Source organism: Mycobacterium sp. (genome assembly GCF_965229105.1).
Lineage (GTDB): Bacteria > Actinomycetota > Actinomycetes > Mycobacteriales > Mycobacteriaceae > Mycobacterium.
This window is the reverse complement of the sequence record NZ_OZ245858.1, coordinates 520421-533621: the sequence shown is the minus strand read 5'-3', so window position 1 is coordinate 533621 and position 13201 is coordinate 520421. Positions and strand designations below refer to the sequence as shown.

Sequence of the window (13201 nt, the reverse complement as noted above, 5' to 3'; positions counted from 1 at the left end):
TAACAGCGTCACCCCACGACACCGCATGGACGACCCACGGGCAGCCCTGCCGTCGCCGATACGCATTGGGCTGTCCCGCGTGGTGCCCGAGCTCAAAATGTTCTACCGACGCCCTGAACAGCTGGTCCTGACCTTCTCGATGCCGGCGGTGATCTGCCTTCTGTTGGGCTCGATCTTCACGGCGAAACTGCCCGGCACGAACACCAGTACCGGTGCTGTGATCGCCGCGAGCATGATTGCCTACGGAATCCTCTCGACGTCGTTCGTCAACCTCGGCATCGGCATTGCCGCCGACCGGGAGACGGGTGCCCTGAGGCGACTGCGCGGGACGCCGGCAACGGCGTCGTCGTACTTCATCGGCAAAATCATGCTGGTTGCCATCGCGAGTTTCGCCGAGGCCATCATCCTTCTCATGGTGGGTGTGCTGGTATTTCGACTTGCGCTCCCTGCCAACGCATTCGGGTGGTTCACGTTGGCGTGGGTGTTCATCCTGGGCATCCTCAGCTGTTCACTGCTTGGCATCTTTGTCAGTAACCTGGTCAGCAACGCCCTGTCGGCGGCCGTGATCACCAACGGGCCCGCGGTGGGTTTGCAGTTCCTCTCGGGTACCTACGTGCCACTGATGGTGCTGCCGACGTGGATGCTGATCGTCGGATCGATCTTTCCCGTCAAATGGATGGCTCAGGGATTCCGATCGGTGCTGCTGCCGCCGGAGATGGTCGTCTTCGAGCCGGCGGGCAGCTGGGAGCACGGGCGCATCTTCCTGGTCCTGGCCGCGTGGACCATCGTCGGTGTACTGGCCTGCCTGTCCGTCTTTCGGTGGTCGGACAAACGCTGATGCCTCCACTTCTGTCGATTGCCTCGCATTTTTTCCTCCAGGTCGCCGTCATACTCCTGACCTACCGACTGTTGTGGCCGTTGTTTCGGCGACTGGCTCAAGTGCAGGTGGTCGCCATCATGGTGGCTGGATTCCTGCTCGGCCCTTCGGTATTGGGCTGGGTCTGGCCGGCTGCGCAGCACTGGCTGTTTCCCGCGAAGCTGACCGTCGGGGCCGAAACGTTCATCCACCCGAACCTCACGGTCATCTACGTCGTCGGTCAGCTCGGGCTCGTGCTCTACATGTTTCTGGTGGGGGCGTCGTTCAAACTCGACATCCTCGGCGCGCACGCCAGGCAGGCCGGTATCACCTCCGCAGCAGGCATCGGCGTCCCGCTGGTGCTCGGCGGCCTCGTCGGATGGTGGATGGTCAGCCTAGGCGGATACTTCACCGAGAAAGTCGTGCACTGGCAGGGCGGTCTGTTTGTCGCTGCGGCCGTGGCCATTACGGCGTTCCCAATGTTGGCGTGGATCATCTACGACTCCGGACTCCTCAACACCCGGTTGGGAACGATGGCACTGTCGTGTGCCGCCGTTGACGATGCGTGCGCCTGGATTCTGTTGGCCACGGTGGTGGCGACGGCAAAGGGGAGTGTGTTCGGCGCGCTGCTGGCAATCGGCGGTGGGCTGGCCTATCTGCTGCTCATGGTCTACATCGGCCGTCCGCTGCTCGCGCGGCTGGAGACGTGGACGCCGCCCCGCGCGGACCTCGAACGAACGGGCGGTGTACCGATCGCGCAGTTGAGCATCGTTCTTCTCGTGGTGCTGACCGCGAGCTGGTTCACCGATGTGGTCGGAATCTATTCGGTATTCGGGGCTTTCGTGGCCGGTGCCGTCATGCCGCGCGGTGCTCTGCTGGAGGCCATCCGTGAGCGGTTCGAGCCGCTGGTCGGTTACCTGCTGCTGCCCGCCTTCTTCATCTACTCGGGGCTGAACACTCAACTGAGCCTGGTACTGGATCCGTCCACTCTGCTGATGGCGGGCGTCGTGCTCGTCGTTTCCTTCGCCGCGAAGTTCGGTGCGATCGGACTGGCGGCGCGTTGGCAGGGCATGAGTTGGTATGAAGCCGGTTCGATGGGGGCGCTGGCCAACGCGCGCGGCCTGATGGAACTCATCCTGCTCAACATCGGATTTGAGGCCGGACTGATCTCGGGCAAGCTCTACACGATCCTGGCGCTGATGACGATCATCACCACCTTCGTCGCCACCCCGCTGCAGCGACTGTTCGAGCGCCGCCTGCACAAGGCCGGGTCCAAGTTCGGCCCGGCCGGGGTGGAACCACACGGTGAGCTATCTCCAGATCAAGCTTCGGCTCCGTCTGGTCCGTAGTCCACCGCGCCGGATCCCGGTCCTCAGGGATGCAGGTTCCACTGGCCGACATCTTGAGCCAGGGCGTCACTGACGTCGACTTCGAGGCCGCCGACTATCGGCCCAGGATTCGACGCGGTGGCAACGATGCGCTGATAGAGAACGGCGGCGGGATAGACCTGGCCCCGCGACCACGACCGCGTCTGCCATGCCCAGACCTTGCCGGGAGAGCCTGAGCGCCCGATCACTCCGTCGGCAGCAGCCCACTGGCACGCGTTGACACCGCCGTAGATGCCGGTGCGCTGCACGCCGATCACCGAATTGATCCCTCGAAACCATTGCAGCACAACGTTGTTCCACGCTTCGCGGTCGATATCATCGTCGACGCTGAAGAAGACCGGCGCACTCCGGCCGCCACCGGCGGCGGTGTGCAACTGCCAGGCGGTACGAGCGTCGGCTACGCCGCCGGCATACCCCCGGGTGAAATCCGAGGGTGCGGTCCCGCCCGGCTTGCCGTATTGGTAGTTGCTGACGATCGCCAGCCCGGCGGCGGTCAGTGACTGCGCGTAGGGCAGGGTGATCGGCTTTGCGCCGAAGGACGAACCGGGACGCGACGTCGAGACGTAGTTGATCACCCCGGCGTGGCCTGCGGCCCGGATATCCTGGGCCGGAATCTGGCGCATGGCGAAATCGATCAGTGTGGGGGCGGCGGCCGACGCCACGGGCGCGCCAGCACCTGCTGCGGCACCCATCCCGGCCAGCGCCGACGCAGCGGCGACGTAGCGCAGAGCGTCGCGCCGGGAAACCGGACGCGATGGGCGCAGGTTGGTAATCCCCGACAAGTCCTGCACCGGGCGATGTTACCAATGTGACTACTGTTAACGGTCTAGCGTCGGCTGGCCGGGTCCGTTTCGATATCGCATCGTGTCATTCGGCCGGCGCATCGTCACGTGGCGTCGATCGTGCTGATGGTGAGTTCGAAGGGGCCCTGCTGTTTGTCCAGAATGTAGACCGATACCTGGGTGATGGTTGACGGATCCAGAGTCTGCGGCGCGTTGGGTGCGGGATCGAGGCGCATGCCGACCGGCTGGAAGCCCTCGACGGGCAGCTCGTAGATCCGCTGGGCGGCGGCCTCGGTGGCGAAACGCTGGACGTAGGACCATGGTTGCCCCGCGGTGCCCACCTTCAACAGGTAGGTCTTACCGTCGCCAAGAGCGTGCACGCGGAGCGACTTCGCACCTGCTGCTCTCCGCCCGATATCGGGGTCCTGCGGACTGCGGACCGAGGCGAACCCGCCGTTGTTCTCCAGCGAGATATTGCCCGAGAATACGAGGCCACCATTGCCGAACGTGACCCTCGAGGTGGACATACCGCCCATGACGGGGTCGTTGACCGTTGTCCAGGTGGCCACCTCGCCGGCGTCATCAAGGTCGACGAGAACGACGCCGGGCTCGTCAGGATCGATTGCCTGCGCCGACGAGCGAGGACTCTCCGGCGCGTTTGTGGGTTCGTCTGCGTTGGCCGTTCGCCCGGTGTTCCCACAGGACACAATCAGAAAAGCCAAGCAGGAGAACACGATACCCAAGTGCGCACGCCGCAAACGATGACTGCTGAATGCGTGGGTCTGACACATTCCCATCAGGGTGCTTTCTGCGACATCAACACCGGCTTGGGTCAGCAGTCATTTCGCTGTTTCGCATGGGCATACCGTCGATGACGGCATAGATGGCTTGAAGATCCGGTACTTCGTTGAAGCGCAGTTTCTCGCCGCCGTCCTTTCCGATCAACAGCGCGCTGAAGGTGTTGTCACCAATCGCAAACTGTTTCGTCAACCGCTGTGACTCATCGGTGTTGAGGACGTGGCCATCGAGCGTGCTTTTGCCCTCTGCCACCACGAGGCCGATGACCATGTCGCGATCGACAAACTCACAGCGACTGGCCTCGATTCGGCGCAGCGCTTCGGCAAGCCTTGGATCGTTGTCCGTTGGCGCGAACAGCAGCAATGGGCGTCGTTCCCAACGATAGTCACTGAGTTCGGCAGCCACGGCACTAGCTGATCCGAACACACTGCCGACGATCAAAACAATCAGCATGAGCGCGCTCAGGTTGAGTCGCCGGACCCTGCGGTTTACCACTATCGAAACCCGGCTCTGGCCATTAGATCCTCCCGCCAGGGAACATCGTCTTGACGGCCTGGGTGACGGTCTCACGGGCGTCGGCGGCATCGTCCGGTTCCAGGGAGCTGATCGCCAACACGTAGCGGCGATCGGCGCCGATCGCGCCGGTGGAAACGTGCAATTGATTGGCCCCGCTCCAGCAGCAGAACCAGCCCTGCTTGACCGCCACCGGCTCGGCATAGAGCCCGTCGGGGATGCCGAACCGCTGCGGGTACCCGTCGGTCCCCGTCGGGGTGGATTGCGCGAGGTCGCCGACGATGACGTTGGCCTGCTCGGGTGGTAGCCCGCCGGTGCCGTCCAACAGCTTGGCGTAGTAGCGGACGAGATCGCTTGCGGTGCTCTGCGTGACGTCCCAGTGTCCGTTGGACGGTGCCGTCGTGCCAGCCAACCCGTACCGCGCCTTGATGCGCCCGATGATGGCGTTTCCGCCGCTGCGGTCCCAGAAACTCTGGGCTGCGCCGTCGTCGGAGGAGCGCAACATGATGTCCAGTGACGCGCGGTCGGCGGGTGATAGTTGGGTCTTGCCCTGCGCCTCCTGCAGCAGCAGGTCGTCGGCGATGAACAGCTTCACCACGGACGCGATCGGGAAGGGCTTGTTGTCTCCGTTGGAGACGATCTGGCCGGTGTCGCGGTCCAACACCACGGTCTCGATGTCGGCCCCGGACTTGGCCGCGTCGGCGGTGGCTTGCCGCACGCGGGCGTCAAGCCCGTCGAATGACGCCGCGGGCTCTGCGGGTGGGGCTTCGGGCAGCGGGGCCTGCGGGGCGGCGATTGGCGCCTGCGGGACGTTCGCAGAGGTCGGCGGCTCGCCCCAGACCTGTGCCTCACAACCGTTGACGAGTAGCGCTACACAGACAAGCGCGATGCCGCTCATCGCCCACTTCGGAAGCCGCCGACGCATAAATCTCCTTCGAGTGACCATGAACCAGGGGAGCGGCTGATGCTCTGCCCATCGGTTACCCCAGACTAAACGGCTCACTCATAGGGTGCCGGGGCCGCGAGGCCGGTGGCTGATGGCCGATGAGCACGTACGTTGCCGAGTCCTGGTCACTGTGTAGGTTTCGCGCATAGTGTCCTGGTAGTTCGGCGAACGGGGGTCGTGATGAGCTGGCTGCAGATCCAGCCGTTCCTCGTGGCGCTGGCCATCGGACTGCTTCTCGGCTTGGAGCGGGAACGCAGTCACGCCCACAAGCTCTCCGCCGGATCGCGGTCGTTCGCACTGCTGTCCCTGGTCGGGGCCGTCGCCGCAAGTGTGGACAACTGGACCGTCGTGGCAGGTCTGGTCGCTGTTGGCGCAATACTGGCGTTCGCCTACTTTCGCACCAGCGAAGAAGACCCCGGAACCACTACAGAGATCGCCGGGCTCGTCGCGTACTTGCTCGGTGTGCTCGCGTACTCCCGCCCGGCAGTGGCCGTGGCTCTCGCCGTCGTCGTCGCGGGCCTGCTGGTGTCAAAGACGCGCATACACCAGTTCGCCCGCGAAATCGTCAGCGAAGTCGAACTAGAGGACGCCATCAAGTTCCTCGTCGTCGCCTTCGTCATCCTGCCGCTGCTACCCGATCGGGGAATCGGGCCCTACGGCGTCCTCAATCCATCGAAGGTGTGGTTGCTCGTCGTGCTACTCACCGGTATCGGCTGGGTTGGCTACATCGGCGTCAGGGCGCTCGGGCCCGAGCGAGGTCTGCTCGTCACCGGTCTGGCCGGTGGGTTCATCTCGGCGAGCGCAACGACGGCGTCGATGGGTCGGCTCAGCAGGACGGCCGCGAGTTGGCGGGCACCGCTGGCCGGTGCGCTTCTGGCCAGCCTCGCCACCTTCGTGCAATTGATTGTTGTCATCGGTCTCGTGGACGTCGAGGTGCTGCGCCGCCTGTGGCCCCCGGTGGTCGCCGGGGCGGTGGTGCTTGTCGCGATCGCCGCCGGCGTCTACCGGAGCGCCACCCGAACCCATCAGGAGGATGCCGCTGAGGTCGGGGACGTTGAAGCGGTGCCACCCAGCCGGCCCTTTGCGCTGCGGCCCGCCCTCCTCCTGGCCGCAGTGCTGACCCTCGCCCTACTGGTCGCCCGTTGGGGCGCGGACGTCCTTGGCCCCAACGGAGCAGTTCTTGCGGCGTTCGCCGCGGGGCTCGCCGACGCCCACGCCGGCTCGGTTGCCGCCGCCAGCCTCGCCGCAAAGGGCGACATCACCGTAGGCACCGCGCTCGTTGCGGTCGGTGTCGCATTGGGATCCAATCTGCTCGTCAAGATTGTCCTGGCCTTCGCCGCCGGCGGTCGCCGCTTCGGATTCGGATTCCTTGTGGGCATGGTGTTACCCGCCGCGGTGTTCGGCCTCGCCCTTGCTGCAGCCGTGACTACGGTCTGAATTCAATGCACGGCCCCCGCATCGTCGAGCGGAAATGTGTGTCGCCAGATATGAGTTCGGTCACGAAGAACGCTCATCCACAAGCGATTTCGGGCGCCGAGGTGCCAATGTCGTCGACCAGGCATGCCGTCGTAACGGCGTTCTCGTAGGCTGGCCTCCCACGACCAGACGCAGGAGATGACAGATGGATACGACGCCGGTTCGCTCGGCGCAGCGGGTTGTTGAGGCGCTCGACCTTGCCGGTGTCCGGTACGTGTTCGGCATCCCCGGGGCAAAGATCGACGCCGTCTTCGATGCCCTGCTCGACGCGTCCGCCGAACTGGTCGTCTGCCGCCATGAACAGAACGCCGCGTTCATGGCCGCGGCGATCGGCCGGTTGACGGGCACACCTGGCGTGGTGCTGGTGACCTCAGGCCCGGGTACCACGAATCTGGCGACCGGGCTGGTCACCGCCACCACCGAACAAGACCCGGTGGTGGCGATCTGCGGTGCAGTCCCTCGCGACCAGCGTCTCAAGCGCACCCACCAATCCATGGATGCCGCAGGACTTCTGCGCACGGTCACCAAATTCGTCGGTGAGGTCGCTGCGCCTGATGATGTCGCCGAAACGATGGCCAACGCCTTCCGCATCGCTGCTACCAGCCCGCGCGGAGCCACCGCGGTGGTGCTCCCCGCCGATGTGGCCGCTGCCCAGACATCCGCAGCTCTGACGGCGATACCGACGGTTCCCCGGCTCGGGCCTGCGCCTACCGCCGATATCACCCGGGCAGCGGAGGCTGTCCGCGCAGCACGCTGGCCTGTCCTGCTCGTCGGCGACCGAGGGGCCGACCCCGATGTCATCGAGGTATTGCATCAACTGATCGCAGCCACCGATCTGCCCGTCGTGGAGACATTCCAGGCCGCCGGCGTGGTCTCGCGCGAACACGAGACGCATTACCTGGGCAGGGTCGGACTCTTCCGCAACCAACCCGGCGATGTGATGCTCGCCCGCGCCGACGTCGTCATCGCCGTGGGCTATGACCCAGTCGAGTACGACGCTGCGCTGTGGAATACCGATGATGCCCGCGCGATCATCCACATCGACACCCTGCCCGCTGATATCGACAACCACTATCAGCCGGCCATCGAACTGCGCGGAGATATCGCAGCGACCCTGGGCGAGCTCGAACCGCTGCTGTCCGGCCTGCGACTCGATGCCGAGGTAAACAGCGCCATCGCTGAGCAGCGCGATCGACTCACCAGCATCGATGACAAGGCAAGAGCAACAGGTGAAAGCGATCTCGGACTCAACCCGGCCGCCGTCGTCCTCGCCCTGCGCGAGCATCTCGCCGACGACGCTACCGTCGCATGCGACGTGGGCTCGAACTACATCTACATGGCCCGGCACTTCCGGTGCTACCAGCCCCGACACCTGTTGTTCTCCAATGGCCAACAGACCCTCGGTGTCGCGCTGCCGTGGGCCATCGCGGCAGCCTTGGTGCGGCCGGGCACGCAGATCGTCTCGGTATCCGGTGATGGCGGATTCCTTTTCTCCGCACAGGAACTCGAGACCGCGCACCGGCTGGGGGTGACGCTGACCCACATCATTCTGCGCGACGACACCTACGACATGGTCGCCTTCCAAGAGGTGATGAAGTACGGCCGCACCTCCGGAATTCAACTCGGCTCCTACGACACCGTCAGCTACGCCGCCGCATTCGGGGCGCACGGCTACCGCGTGAATTCGATGGCAGAGTTCGTCAGCACGCTCCGGACGGCGCTGGCCGAGCCCGGGGTGAGCATTATCGACGTACCCGTGGACTACAGTCACAACAGTGACCTGGGGCAGCAACTCCACGACGATGCGTTCCACTGAGCCACGATGACTGACCAACCCCAGGGCCGAATCGCCCGAATTGCCAGGGTGTTTCACCACCACCTGCCACTCGCATCGGCAACATCGAGCACGCCGCAGACGACCGATTCCGCCCGTGAGGTATTTCAGTACTCAACGCTGGACGCGCTGCTGGGCGGCGTCTACGACGGCGAGGTCACCATCGGCGAGCTTCTCACCCACGGTGACTTCGGGCTGGGGACTTTCAACAGCCTCGACGGTGAGATGATCGTCCTCGACGGAACCTGCTATCACCTACGATCAGACGGGACGGCCAGGGTCGCGTCGGACACCGAGCAGACACCGTTCGCCGCGGTGACGAACTTCCACCCGCAGACCACCGTGACTGTGGACACGCCGATGACGTACCACCAACTCGATGCCCTTGTCTCCGAACAGATTCCGAGCCCTAATCTGACGTATGCAGTCCGGATCACCGGCCACTTCAGCACCGTCGCGACACGCACCGTCGCACGACAGCACAAGCCCTATCCCACGTTGACCGAGGCCACCGACGGGCAAGCCGAGGCCACGTTCACCGACATCACGGGAACACTCGCCGGCTATCTCAGTCCCAGCTACGAGCAGGGGATCACCGTGGCCGGCTACCACCTGCACTTTCTCGATGAGAGCCGCACCCACGGCGGCCACTGCCTCGACTTCACACTCACTGCCGGCGCCGTCGCGATCGATACCATCACTGCGCTACACCTAAGCCTGCCGCAGTCGGGAGCATTCCTGACCACCCCGATGCCCGCAGCCGGAGCCGTCGACGAACAGATCCGCAAAGCCGAAGGCGGCGCCTAAGAGATTCCGGCAACCGGCAGATTCGCTCAGCCCGTGTACTGGTCGATGCCGGTCGTGCGGAATCGACTGCGATAGGTCCCGGGGGAAATGCCGAGATTGCGTTGGAAGGTCCGCCGCATCGTGTCCGAACCGCCAAAGCCGGCGCGATGCGCGACGGCCTCTTGGCTGCTGTCCTCGGTCGCCAGAAGCACTTTCGCGGCTTCCATGCGGGCCTGCTCGACGAACCGGGCCGGTGTCATCCCGACCTGATCCCCGAACATGCGTACCAGGTGGCGCTCACTGACCGCCGCACGAGCTGCTATCGCCGCATTGGAATGATCGGCCCCGGGATCGGCAACGATGGAGTCCAGGATTTCGCGGAGACTCTTCGTGACTGGCAGCGCTGATTGAGCCCAGACGCTGAATTGGGCCTGCCCGCCGGGGCGTTGGAGGAAGACGACCATCCAGCGCGCTACGCGGCGGGCCACGGCGGGACCGTAGTCGCTTTCCACCAGCGCAAGCGCCATATCTGTGCCCGCGCTGATCCCGGCCCCGGTCATGAAAGGACCGTCCTGGACGAAGAGTGAGTCTGGATCGACCTCGACCCTGGGATAGTTGGCGGCGAGCGCCTGGCAGTGCGCCCAATGTGTGGTCGCACGTCGGCCGTCGAGCAGCCCGAGGGCGGCGAGTACGAACGCGCCGGTACACACCGAGGCGACACGGCGCGCCCTGGGCGCGAGTACGCGCACCATTTCCAGCGCGCACGCGTTGCCGTCCGGTGTCTGTTCTTCGGGGATGTCGTGTTCACCGGGGGTGAAGGTAAAGGCGGGTGGCACTCCGCCAGGCACGATGAGCGTGTCGATGAGGTCTGGAACATCGGCTAACGGCATATCCGCGTTGAGCGACGCGTAGGCGGTTGTGGCGACAGCCTCGCCGGTGGGCGAGGCCAGGATGACCCGATACTGTGCCCCAAAGTCGTTGGCGCGCGCGAAGATCTCCAACGGCGCCGCCACGTCCTGCAACGTCACCTTGTTGTACAGAGCGAAGACCACTGTTCTTGGAGCGTTCGAGTTGTGTCTGGAATCGTCGGCCATCTGTCCGGTGCTGCCCTTCCGTCTGCCCCGCTCGCGTACGACACTCAACTGCACAGGTCACCGGCGATCTGGGAGAACCACGATCAACGTAACCGGGTTCTGTTACCGCAGCATTGCGCCTGATCGCGCATCTCTTCCTGCTTCCCGTTGTCGGCGTTGACAACTCATGCAATAAAGCCAGCATTCGACGAATGCTGTTGCTGCCGTGCGAGTTTAGAGGTGGTCCGCGTGTCGGAAAAGAATGCTTTGACGCTGAGCATCGGAATTCTCGGCGCCGTCGCGGTGTGGTTGACCGCGATGGTCATCCAGGTGCCCGTATGGGTGGTGTTCATCGCCTGGGCGTCCTTTTTCATCCTTGGCGGCGGACCGCGAGGACTGCTGCAATCGGCGGCGAGCAACCTGACCGGGATCGCCATCGCGTCACTGTGCCTGCTCATTGCACAGCAGGCGGACCTCGGGGTCTGGCTGACCGGCGTCGTCGTCGGTATCGGCAGCGCACTCATGGTGGCGGTGTCGAGGGTCCCGCTGCTGACCGCAATCCCGGCGATCGTGTGGGGCTTCGCATCCACGGTGGGCACCACCGCGGTCACCGGCCGGGAAATGCTCTACACCGATTCCATCGGGCACCCCGTGCTGATCGTCGTGACGGCCATGCTGCTCGGCGGACTCTTCGGGCTTGCCTCGGAAGCCCTCGCCAATGTCCTGACCACCACTCGGCACGAAAGTGAGGAAGCCACAGCATGAAGCTGCAGCACACACTCGGAGGACTCGAGGGGCTCGGGCCCGTCGACTTCGAGAAGAGGGTGTTCGTCGAGGAGTGGGAAAAACGCATCTTCGGCATCCACACCGCCTTGATGGGTTTGAGTGACTCACTGCGGGGAGCGCTACCCGGCTACGACCTCGACTCGGCAGGCACATCGTTCCGCACGACGTGGACGTGGGCCGACCTTCGCAAGGGCGCCGAGTCGATGAACCCGTTCGACTACTTCAAGTTTCGCTACTACGAGAAGTGGTTGGGTGGTATCAGCGGGTACTGCGTTGAACAGGGCTATCTGACCGAGGACGAACTCGCCACGGCCATCGAGCAGAACCGCAGTGCGGCCGACGCCCTCCTGTCCGAGGAGGCCGCGGAGGCCATCGACGATCAGGTCATTCGGTATCTGCGAGAGGGGGATTCACCCCGGCGAGGACCCGCGACGCCTCGATTCGAGGTCGGGGACACCATCGTCATTGCCAATCCACCGTCGGGCGACCACACCCGTCTGCCCGGCTTTCTGCGCGGTCACGAAGGCGTGGTGGAGTCGGTCGCCGAGGGCAACTACACCTACTTCTGCTCCACCGGCGGCGATGGACTCGGGGAGCCGGTGCCGGTTTACATCGTCCGGTTCGACCCTGCCGTGCTGTGGGGTGCGATGACGGAAACGCATGGCAGCCCCGTGTACGCAGAGCTTTACGAGCCGTACCTGACCGCAGCTCCCCACACAGAAGAGGCATAGACGCGATGGCCGATCAGTTCGCATATCCGTCCGACCGCGAGTCGGCGAGTGCCGCGAAAGTTCAAGCGCTAGAAGCCCTTCTGATCGAGAAGGGAGTCATCACCAGCACCACGGTAGACAAGGTGCTCGGCTACTTCGAGTCTGAGATGACGCCGCTCAATGGCCAGAAGATCGTGGCCCGGGCGTGGGTGGACGATGAATTCGCCGCTCTGCTGGCTAGCGATGCGCCTGCGGCTATCGCGCAGCTGGACCTACCTGATGGCATGGCCGGCGCCGAGGGCGAGCATATCGCCGCCGTCGTCAACAAACCGGGCGTGCACAATCTCGTCATCTGCACGTTGTGCTCATGCTTTCCCTGGCCGGTCCTCGGCCTCCCGCCCTACTGGTACAAGGATCCGGTGTTCCGGGCCAGGGCAGCGCGTGAGCCACGAGCTGTTCTCACCGAACTCGGCGTACCGCTCGCTGAGGACACCGAGGTCAGAGTCTGGGATTCCAGCGGACATTCTCGGTGGTTCGTCGTGCCCTCCCGACCTGAAGGTACTGACGGCTTGACCGAAGAAGAGCTCGCCGCCCTCGTCACCACCGAATCCATGATCGGGGTGGCGGTCGTCGAGCCCCCCGTCGCAGTGGGGAGCGCAGTATGACCACCAGCGAGGTCGAGTACGACGATTCGGGCAAGGTCCGCTTCCATGACAGCTGCGTCACTGACACGAATCAGCCGACATTCCAGGAGGATTGGCAACGGCGAGCGTTCGGGCTGGCCGTGGCGTTGTCGGAGTTCGACCATTACAGCTGGGACGACTTCCAGGGCGAACTGATCCGGTCGATCGACACCTGGGAGAAAGAGGGTAAGGCCGCCAGCTCCTGGGAGTACTACGACCACTGGGTGGCGGCGCTGCAGCGGGTGATCGACGAGCACGGTCTACTCGCCGACGGTTACGTCGGTCCGCGCGAGCGGGATCACGACCATGACCATGACCACGACTCGAATAGTTAAAGGAGACAAGATGACACACAGCACCACCGTCACCCCGGGGATGGACATCCCCTCGATCCCGTTGGCAAAGATCGTGCCATGGGCCGTCTTCTTCGGACTGCTCGCGCTGCTGGCAGTGTTCTTCATCAGCACCGAGCAGGGTGCCGTCTCGATGCTGTCGGGAACCGGGGTCCATGAATGGGTCCACGACGCCAGGCACTTGCTGGGCTACCCATGCCACTGAGTACCGAGCCAC

At 64.4% G+C, this 13201-nt stretch carries 15 protein-coding genes; 10 read left to right on the top strand and 5 right to left on the bottom strand.

Going from position 1 to position 13201, the window contains the following annotated elements; all coding sequences use genetic code 11:
• Positions 1 to 25 precede the first annotated feature (25 nt).
• Both ADBZ9O_RS02525 and ADBZ9O_RS02520 read left to right on the top strand, forming a co-directional pair.
• Positions 26 to 838, top strand: coding sequence for an ABC transporter permease (locus ADBZ9O_RS02525; RefSeq protein WP_526528092.1), 813 nt, complete (start codon positions 26 to 28; stop codon positions 836 to 838).
• Entirely contained in the window at positions 838 to 2205 is a 1368-nt protein-coding gene (locus ADBZ9O_RS02520; protein WP_526528090.1) for a cation:proton antiporter, read from the top strand. The genes ADBZ9O_RS02525 and ADBZ9O_RS02520 overlap by 1 nt, the downstream gene beginning before the upstream one ends.
• Positions 2206 to 2228: 23 nt before the next feature.
• Here ADBZ9O_RS02520 and ADBZ9O_RS02515 read toward each other — a convergent pair whose 3' ends face one another.
• The 4 genes from ADBZ9O_RS02515 to ADBZ9O_RS02500 all read right to left on the bottom strand — a co-directional run bounded on the left by ADBZ9O_RS02515 (position 2229) and on the right by ADBZ9O_RS02500 (position 5262).
• Entirely contained in the window at positions 2229 to 3035 is an 807-nt protein-coding gene (locus ADBZ9O_RS02515; protein WP_526528088.1) for a glycoside hydrolase domain-containing protein, read from the bottom strand.
• A gap of 95 nt (positions 3036 to 3130) precedes the next feature.
• Positions 3131 to 3748, bottom strand: coding sequence for a CIA30 family protein (locus ADBZ9O_RS02510; RefSeq protein WP_526528086.1), 618 nt, complete (start codon positions 3746 to 3748; stop codon positions 3131 to 3133).
• A 94-nt stretch (positions 3749 to 3842) separates the two neighbouring features.
• Positions 3843 to 4277, bottom strand: coding sequence for a DUF4174 domain-containing protein (locus ADBZ9O_RS02505; protein ID WP_526528084.1), 435 nt, complete (start codon positions 4275 to 4277; stop codon positions 3843 to 3845).
• Between the two features lie 64 nt (positions 4278 to 4341).
• The gene (locus ADBZ9O_RS02500) at positions 4342 to 5262 is read right to left on the bottom strand and encodes a serine hydrolase (protein WP_526528082.1); all 921 of its coding nucleotides are present in this window, start codon (positions 5260 to 5262) and stop codon (positions 4342 to 4344) included.
• A gap of 201 nt (positions 5263 to 5463) precedes the next feature.
• Here ADBZ9O_RS02500 and ADBZ9O_RS02495 point away from each other — a divergent pair, with 201 nt between their 5' ends.
• The 3 genes from ADBZ9O_RS02495 to budA all read left to right on the top strand — a co-directional run bounded on the left by ADBZ9O_RS02495 (position 5464) and on the right by budA (position 9400).
• Entirely contained in the window at positions 5464 to 6720 is a 1257-nt protein-coding gene (locus ADBZ9O_RS02495) for an MgtC/SapB family protein (RefSeq protein ID WP_526528080.1), read from the top strand.
• 184 nt (positions 6721 to 6904) lie between these two features.
• Positions 6905 to 8575 (top strand): acetolactate synthase AlsS, encoded by a 1671-nt coding sequence (alsS, locus tag ADBZ9O_RS02490; protein WP_526528078.1) that lies wholly within the window; start codon positions 6905 to 6907, stop codon positions 8573 to 8575.
• A gap of 6 nt (positions 8576 to 8581) precedes the next feature.
• A complete protein-coding gene (budA, locus tag ADBZ9O_RS02485; RefSeq protein ID WP_526528076.1) occupies positions 8582 to 9400 on the top strand; it encodes an acetolactate decarboxylase in 819 nt (272 codons plus the stop codon).
• Between the two features lie 26 nt (positions 9401 to 9426).
• On the opposite strand, the gene ADBZ9O_RS02480 is transcribed toward budA, so the two are convergent.
• On the bottom strand, positions 9427 to 10473 hold the full coding sequence (locus ADBZ9O_RS02480; RefSeq protein WP_526528075.1) for a GlxA family transcriptional regulator: 1047 nt from the start codon (positions 10471 to 10473) through the stop codon (positions 9427 to 9429).
• Between the two features lie 228 nt (positions 10474 to 10701).
• Here ADBZ9O_RS02480 and ADBZ9O_RS02475 point away from each other — a divergent pair, with 228 nt between their 5' ends.
• From ADBZ9O_RS02475 to ADBZ9O_RS02455, 5 genes are read left to right on the top strand one after another with little or no spacing between them, the layout of a single operon-like run.
• Positions 10702 to 11217, top strand: coding sequence for a DUF1097 family protein (locus ADBZ9O_RS02475; protein ID WP_526528073.1), 516 nt, complete (start codon positions 10702 to 10704; stop codon positions 11215 to 11217).
• Positions 11214 to 11969 carry a nitrile hydratase subunit beta gene (gene nthB, locus ADBZ9O_RS02470; protein WP_526528071.1) on the top strand — a complete coding sequence of 252 codons (756 nt, stop codon included), beginning with the start codon at positions 11214 to 11216 and terminating at the stop codon, positions 11967 to 11969. Before ADBZ9O_RS02475 ends, nthB begins: the two co-directional genes overlap by 4 nt.
• Positions 11970 to 11974: 5 nt before the next feature.
• A complete protein-coding gene (gene nthA, locus ADBZ9O_RS02465; protein ID WP_526528069.1) occupies positions 11975 to 12613 on the top strand; it encodes a nitrile hydratase subunit alpha in 639 nt (212 codons plus the stop codon).
• Complete coding sequence (locus tag ADBZ9O_RS02460) at positions 12610 to 12966, top strand: nitrile hydratase accessory protein (protein WP_526528067.1); 357 nt, start codon at positions 12610 to 12612, stop codon at positions 12964 to 12966. Before nthA ends, ADBZ9O_RS02460 begins: the two co-directional genes overlap by 4 nt.
• 10 nt (positions 12967 to 12976) lie before the next feature.
• Complete coding sequence (locus ADBZ9O_RS02455; RefSeq protein WP_526528065.1) at positions 12977 to 13189, top strand: CbtB domain-containing protein; 213 nt, start codon at positions 12977 to 12979, stop codon at positions 13187 to 13189.
• The last annotated feature ends 12 nt before the right edge of the window (positions 13190 to 13201 follow it).